The following is a 6,898-nucleotide window of genomic DNA, read 5'->3' as shown; positions in this document are numbered from 1 at the left end:
GGCGTCCGCCGACGGTGACGGGCAGCCGGCCGCTGTAGCCGTAGCCCTTATCGTCGAGCGTCGGCGGGCAGGCGGGTGCTTCGCGGCGTTCGATGCGGCGCTGGAAGTCGCTAACGCTGCGGCCCAGCAACAGGCTGGCGTGGGCCATCGGGCTGCCGAGGGTGACGAGGTCGGTGATGCGCCACGGGTTGCCGAGGTTGCGTTGTTCGATAAAGGCTTCGGCTTGCTGTTCGCGGAACCTGAGGAGGCTTTGCAGGCGGCCGTCGAGGGCGTTTCCAGCCTTTGGCAGGGTGTCCTGGACCACCGGTTGCAGTCGCTCGTGATTGGCGTAGCGGGCGGCGAGTTCCGGGCCGCCGGGGCGTAACTGATCGTGATGCTCGTGCCACAGGTAGCCGACGATGTCGTAGGCAATCACGCTGCCCAAACTGTGGCCGACGACGATGATGCGGTCGTAATCACCCTTGTCATGCAGGGCGCGCAGCAGGTCGACGCCATCGGCGCGGATCTGTTCGCGCACCACCACGTTCTGCGGGTTGGGGCTCAGGTAGCGGGCGGCATCGCCAAGGTATGACAGTGCCGAGTACTTCAGGGCCAGGCCGATCACCGCCAGCAGCACCGGGATCAGGGCGAAGGGGTTGTCGCTGTGGGGGAATCGGCCATACAGCGTCGCCAGGGTTCCGCTGACCAGCAGCACGAGCAGGGCCAGCAAGGCCCAGCGCGTGGCGCGCCAGATCGGCACGATGGCCGTCGGGATATCCCGGCGCGGGCGCTTGAAAATGTCCCATAGCCAACTGAGCAGGTGCCCGACCTTGGTGCCCTGCATCTTGTGGGCCCAGTAGTACTCGTAGAAATCGGTGGTGTTGCGACCCGCCGACTTCAACACGCGCAAATCGAAGTTGCGCGAAAACCGGTCGGGTTTGCTCCAGTAGAAAGGCGTCGCCTCGGGGGTGTCCGCCGGGATCGCCGCTTCGACGAAGCCACGCAGGGTATCCATCGGGCGCTGCTCGCCGATTCCGTGGATGACGACAACCGCTTGTTTCATCTAGTGATCGTTCCTTGATCCGCTTTTCGGGGCGTTACGGGTGGGGTTGAAGGGGCCATAGTATTGCCATTATCGATGGTATTCCAGCCAGGAATGCCCCCATAAAAACCGCGCATTTCATTTGCGCGACGCGATCTCGTAGTGTGGTGCTCCCACCAAGGAGATGTCGCCGTGAACCATCGCCCGCTGAGCCTGTACGTTGACGCCCATTTCACCAGTCCCTACGCGATGTCGGCGTTTGTGACCCTGCGGGAAAAGGGCCTTGAATTTGAACTGCTCACGTTGAACCTCGACACGGCCGAGAACCAGACTGACGCGTACACGCACTTGTCGCTGACGGGGCGCGTACCGACCCTGGTGCAGGGTGAGTTTGCGCTGTCCGAGTCGTCGGCGATAACCGAGTACCTGGAGGATGTGTTCCCGCAGGTGCCGGTGTACCCGGCCGAACCCCGCCAGCGGGCGAGAGCGCGGCAGGTACAGGCGTGGTTGCGCAGTGACTTGATGCCGATTCGGCAGGAACGCTCGACCCTGGTGGTGTTTTACGGGCTCAAGGGCGAACCGCTGTCGCCGGTTGCTGAAGCAGCGGCCCACACGCTGATCAACGCGGCGCAGGCGCTGTTGGCCGACGGCCGCGACTACCTGTTCGGCGCGTGGTCGATTGCCGACGTGGACCTGGCCGTGATGCTCAACCGGCTGATCCTCAACGGTGACAGCGTGCCCGCCAACCTGGTGGCGTACGCCCAGCGCCAATGGCAACGGCCTTCGGTCCAGGAATGGGTCAAGCAGGCACGACCGTCGCTGTAGTCACACTCCTCAATTACAAAGTGAATCCTGGTCCATGAATATACTGTCGAGTGACTCCCGCCTGCCGCTGTACCAGCGTTTTCGGGATCATCTGATTGAGCAGATTGCCAATAATCACTGGCGTGCCGGTGCGGCTATTCCCCCTGAAGCGGTGTTGTCCACCCAGTACCAGCTGTCTACCGGCACCGTGCGTAAAGCGATCGAGGCGTTGGTGGGCGAGGGCATTCTGGAGCGCCAGCAGGGCCGTGGTACGTTTGTGCGCCGCCCGAAGTTTCAGTCGTCGTTGTTCCGGTGTTTCCGCTTCCAGGGCCCGGGCGGTGAATGCCAGCTGCCGCAGAGCCGGATCCTGTCGGTCAAGCCGGTGAAGGCGCCGTTGTCGGTGAGCGAGGTGCTGGGGCTGGCAGCGGATGCGCCGGTAATCTGCATCGTGCGGGTACACGTGCTGGACACCGGGCCAGTGCTGGCCGAGGAAATCTGGCTGCCGCGCGAGCGGTTCCAGGCGCTGCTGGACGTGGATCTGACCCGGCAGGGATTGCTGTTGTACCCCACTTACGAAGAAGTCTGCGGGCAAGTAGTCGCTTCTGCCGAGGAAGCCCTCACCGCCGAGTCCATCGATGACGTGTGGGCCCGCTGGTTGCAGGTGCCGGTGGGCAGCCCGGTGATGGTGATCGAGCGGCTGGCCCGGGATTACGCCGGCCAACCCCTGGAGTTGCGACGCGGCCGTGGCCACGCCGAACATTTCCGTTATCGCGTGGATATACGCTGAGCTTGAGGCGCGGTGCTATTCGGCTTTGAGCAGCACCAGCCAGGTTTGCACCACCCGGCGGTCAAGGTCTTCCCAGTCGGCCATGCCCAGCACCCGGGTGGTGTTCAAGCCGCGCAGGTAGCCACGCAGTTGCTGGGCAATCGCGTAGACCACTTCCGGTTCGGCGGCGTTGTCCAGCAGCACTTCCTCATAGTCGACCAGGTAATCGGCAACCCGCTCGCGAAACTCCGGAAGCACAGCTTCACGGATGCGATCGAAGGTTTTCTGGTGGGGCTTCATAGGCGTTCCTTATCATTTTGTGTGAGGCGGCCTGCACGACACTATTGCTCTAGATAATAGTCACCATCAAGTATTGCGAGTTCTGTTTTTCTGAAAAAGGAGGACAATTGCCATCATTGAACATGATGTGCAAGGACCCTGCGATGAGGACTTTTACCGGTTTGGCCCTGGTGGCGCTGCTGATGAGCACAATGGTTGGCTCTGCGTCGGCCGGGGGGCTTCAAGCCAGCCACCTGGCGCCAATCGTCGCCAGCCCGGTCGGGTTGCAGCATTCGCAATCGGTCGGCGTGCTCTACAGCGACAACACCCTCGACAACCTTGAGTACCTGGCGCGCTACCACGCCATGGCGGTCAATGGTGCCAAGGGCCAGCTGGACGAGCAGATTCGCCAGGCCTTCGTCGACAGTTCCGACCCGGACCTGGCGATTGACTGGCTGATGGCTTCGTTGCGGCACACCTTTGCCTCGGTCACCCGTTACGACAACCTTGATGCGCTGTTGCAGGCGCACCCGGATGTGGTGGTGATGCTCGATACCTACAACCAATTGCTGACCCAGCGTAATGATCGGGTGGAAGCGCGGTTTGTTGCCAAGTTCTATGACCTTGACCTGCAATACATCGCCAAAGCCGAGGGTTCGATGCAAATGCACTTGCCTAATGTGTGGGTACATGACAAAACGGCGCCCCAGATCGCTGCACAGATTGGGCAGCAGCGCGACGTTCAGTTGAACGCATTAAAGCAGTTCGATGCCTCGCTCAAGGCGTTGCTCGCTGCCGGTTAGCCCACTTCGTTTATTTTTCAGGAATTTTTATGCGCGTGTTGTTAGTGCCAGCGATGGCTTCTGCTTCTTTATTGATGACGGGCTGTGCATCCGCCCCCAATGCCCCAACCCTCACCCTGCAAACCGCCAAGGACCCTGAAGCCTACGTGCAGTGCGTGGTGCCCAAGTTCGAGAAAAACGGCATGACCTCCACGGTCACGCAGAATTCGCGGCATGCCCGGATCGTGGTGAGCAGCAAGATCGCCGCGGACAACATCCTCGAAGTCTACAAGTCCCAGGACGGCGGCAAGGTGTTCCTGTACGAGCGCAAGCCGTTGGCATCGACGTTCAAGCCGTCGCGGTTCGAGCATGCGGCGCAGGATTGCCTGTAATCGACTGGGGCCAGTCTGTGGGAGCTGTCGAGCCCCAGCGAGGCTGCGATAGCATCACTGCGGTCTGACAGTGACACCGAGGTGATCCCATCGCAGCCTCGCTTAAGCTCGACAGCTCCCACAGTTGGTCTTCATTGTCTGAGCGAATGATTCAGCTCGGCTTTGGCTCGCTGCTGAACGTCTCGACCGCTTTCACCAACCCCTTGGCCGCCAACGCCACCAACTCACCGCCTTTTTGCGGGGTGGCCAGCGCCGGGTCTGAACCCATGCGCCCATCCGGGAATCGCGCGCGGAAGTCGCGGGCTTCGCGGATCGGGCCGGTGTTGGCGATTTGCGGCGAGTAGTCAGCCGACTTGATCGCGTCCGGGTAGGCCCATTGGGTCACGGCAATCTCCGACGGCGTGGCATGGCTGCCATGGCCCACCGGGAACTGCTGGTGCGCCAGCTCGTTCACGCCTTCCAGGTCCCACCAGTTGCACAGTTTCAGCGCATAACCCGACGGGCGCCCGCTGAAGCTGGCTTCGGCATACAGCTCGGAGAACGCCGCTTCGATCGAGGCAATATTGCCGCCGTGGCCATTGAGAAACAGGATCTTCTCGAAACCATGGCCTGCCAACGAACGTACCCAATCGCCAATCGCCGCGATAAAGGTCGAAGGGCGCAGGGAAATGGTGCCCGGGAAGCCCAGGTGATGCTGGGCCATGCCGATGTTGAAGGTCGGGCCGATCAGGATGTCGGCGTTCTTCTGCGCTTCATGGGCAATGATTTCCGGGCACATCCAGTCGGTGCCCAACAGGCCGGTGGGGCCGTGTTGTTCGTTGGAGCCGATGGGAATCACGATGCTGCGGCTGCGTTCCAGAAACTGGCCAATCTCGATCCAGGTGGATTGATGTAAAAGCATCTCAGGTTCTCTCTCTCATCAAGCCCAGGAACACGGTGGAGTTCCTGGTGGCGTGAGCCGCATGGTGCACGGCAACAGCGAGAGCATCAACCGCCTTTGACAGTACCGGCACTCGCCATCTGGCGCGGCTTGCAGTTGAGGTAAGCCGAGGACTTCAGCCAGCGCTGGTCGGGGTACCAGGAAAACATGAACTGGCCGTCCTTGAGTTTGTCCACCACTTGGCGCGCTACCTGCGGGCGTACGGCGGGGCAGCCCTGGCTGCGGCCGATACGGCCTTCGCGCTTGCTCCACAACGGGCTTACATAGTCGGCGGCATGGATCACGATGGCGCGGTCCCGTGCACGGTCATTGAAACCCGGCTCCAGGCCGTCCATGCGCAGCGAGTAGCCGTGGGCGCCTTCGTAGCTCTCCTGGGTGCGGAACAAGCCAATGCTGGACTGGTAACTGCCTTCACGGTTGGAGAACTGGGTGGCGAAGTTTTCCCCGGATTTTTGTCCGTGGGCCACCAAATCCCGCAGCACTAATGTCTTCTTGCGCAGGTCGAAGATCCATAGGCGACGAGCGGTCGAAGGTTGGGAATAGTCGATCACCGCCAGCCGGTCGGACTGTTCGATGCCATTGCCCACCGCGCATTGCATGGCGCTCAAGGCTCTTTTCAGTACATCGGGGTTGAGTTCTGGAGCGGCGTGGGCGAGGCTGCTATACAGAGTAAGAGGTTTACCCGTGTCTGCGAGCGCAACGGTGCTCAGCGAGGCAAAGGTCGAGATGATCAGGCCGAGTCGGCAGCAAAAGGTCAGCATGTATAAAGCATCTCCGCCGTGGATGGGAGCTAAGCGATTGTTCAAAAAACACGCATGTTACTTGAGCATTTGCCTGCTCGTTGCACCGCTGGTCGCGACAGCCGAAGACCTGTTGGTGGTGTCGCCGGCCCCGGTGCAATTGGCGCTCTCGCAATTGTCGACCGTTTGCCCAGGCCCGGCCGGGCAGGTCGATGCGCCTTCCCTGGCGCGTTTGCAGGCGTTTTATCAGCAGCAGGGCGACGTGGTGCTGTGGTCCGAGGGGGATCGCCGCGCCGCATTGCTAGCCCAACTGCAGTTGCTGGCCGACGATGGCCTGGACCCGACTCACTATAGACTGCCCCCGGCGGATGCCACGGGGAACGTGCTGTGCATCGATATCGGTACCAGCCAGCAGTACCTGCAAGCCCTGCAGGACCTGCATTTCGGCCGCTTGCAGCAGTCGCGCTTCGAGCCCGTCTGGCATTCGCAACCGGCCCCGGACCCCGACACTCAATTGCTGGCCATGGCCGAGGCCGGCATGCAGAACGTCGCCCAAGCCTTCGACCAGGCCCGCCCGAGCGCGCCGCTATACCTTGGCCTGCGCAGTGCCTACGCCGCCTTGCGCCAGCAACCGTTGCAGCATTGGGAAGCCGTGGCCAGCGGCCCGTTGCTGCGCCCGGGCATGGACGATTCGCGGGTGCCGCAACTGGCGCGGCGAATGGTCAATGGCGGCTACCTGAGCGCCACCTCCGCGGGGACGCAATACCGTGGCGAGTTGGTCAACGCGGTCAAGACCTTCCAGCAAAGCCATTCCCTGCAAGCCGACGGCGTGATCGGCCCCGGCACGGTCACCGAGCTGAACATCAGCCCGGCGATTCGCCGCGAACAATTGCGCATCAACCTTGAACGGTTTCGCTGGCTGTCCCGGGACCTGGAACCCGAGGGCGTGCTGGTGAACGTGGCAGCGGCGCAACTGAGCTTCTACCAGGGCGGCGTGCCCGTGTGGCAAACCCGCCTGCAAGTCGGCCGCGCCGACCGCCAGACGCCGCTGCTGAAGTCGCGCATCACCCGGCTGACCCTGAACCCCACCTGGACCATCCCGCCCACCATCATGCGCGAGGACAAGCTGCCGGCGATCCGCCTGAACCCCGAATACCTGCGCCAGCAGAACCTG

9 protein-coding genes are annotated in these 6,898 nt (G+C 62.2%); 5 read left to right on the top strand and 4 right to left on the bottom strand.

The window, feature by feature from the left end:
• Positions 1-1,042 (bottom strand): hypothetical protein (locus HX846_RS27375; RefSeq protein ID WP_178966481.1); only part of this gene is annotated, 1,042 nt, incomplete at its 3' end.
• A gap of 171 nt (positions 1,043-1,213) precedes the next feature.
• Between HX846_RS27375 and yfcF the strand changes: the two genes are divergently transcribed.
• Both yfcF and HX846_RS27365 read left to right on the top strand, forming a co-directional pair.
• Positions 1,214-1,846, top strand: a complete 633-nt coding sequence (yfcF, locus tag HX846_RS27370) for a glutathione transferase (RefSeq protein WP_102368834.1) — start codon at positions 1,214-1,216, stop codon at positions 1,844-1,846.
• A 34-nt stretch (positions 1,847-1,880) separates the two neighbouring features.
• Positions 1,881-2,612, top strand: a complete 732-nt coding sequence (locus tag HX846_RS27365; protein ID WP_003210205.1) for a GntR family transcriptional regulator — start codon at positions 1,881-1,883, stop codon at positions 2,610-2,612.
• A 15-nt stretch (positions 2,613-2,627) separates the two neighbouring features.
• Here HX846_RS27365 and HX846_RS27360 read toward each other — a convergent pair whose 3' ends face one another.
• Complete coding sequence (locus tag HX846_RS27360) at positions 2,628-2,891, bottom strand: hypothetical protein (RefSeq protein WP_177049703.1); 264 nt, start codon at positions 2,889-2,891, stop codon at positions 2,628-2,630.
• A 143-nt stretch (positions 2,892-3,034) separates the two neighbouring features.
• Here HX846_RS27360 and HX846_RS27355 point away from each other — a divergent pair, with 143 nt between their 5' ends.
• On the top strand, positions 3,035-3,673 hold the full coding sequence (locus tag HX846_RS27355; protein ID WP_177022007.1) for an ATPase: 639 nt from the start codon (positions 3,035-3,037) through the stop codon (positions 3,671-3,673).
• Between the two features lie 29 nt (positions 3,674-3,702).
• Entirely contained in the window at positions 3,703-4,044 is a 342-nt protein-coding gene (locus tag HX846_RS27350) for a hypothetical protein (protein WP_003210199.1), read from the top strand.
• Positions 4,045-4,195: 151 nt separating this feature from the next.
• On the opposite strand, the gene HX846_RS27345 is transcribed toward HX846_RS27350, so the two are convergent.
• Together HX846_RS27345 and HX846_RS27340 are read right to left on the bottom strand one after the other, a co-directional pair.
• The gene (locus tag HX846_RS27345; RefSeq protein WP_008435386.1) at positions 4,196-4,945 is read right to left on the bottom strand and encodes a creatininase family protein; all 750 of its coding nucleotides are present in this window, start codon (positions 4,943-4,945) and stop codon (positions 4,196-4,198) included.
• Between the two features lie 86 nt (positions 4,946-5,031).
• On the bottom strand, positions 5,032-5,745 hold the full coding sequence (locus HX846_RS27340) for a murein L,D-transpeptidase catalytic domain family protein (RefSeq protein WP_023658766.1): 714 nt from the start codon (positions 5,743-5,745) through the stop codon (positions 5,032-5,034).
• A 37-nt stretch (positions 5,746-5,782) separates the two neighbouring features.
• Between HX846_RS27340 and HX846_RS27335 the strand changes: the two genes are divergently transcribed.
• The coding region (locus HX846_RS27335; protein WP_178966480.1) for a L,D-transpeptidase family protein at positions 5,783-6,898 on the top strand (1,116 nt) is incomplete at its 3' end.

The organism is Pseudomonas sp. K5002 (assembly GCF_013386655.1).
Lineage (GTDB): Bacteria > Pseudomonadota > Gammaproteobacteria > Pseudomonadales > Pseudomonadaceae > Aquipseudomonas.
The sequence above is the reverse complement of the archived record's forward strand: the minus strand, read 5'-3'. Positions and strand labels throughout refer to the sequence as shown.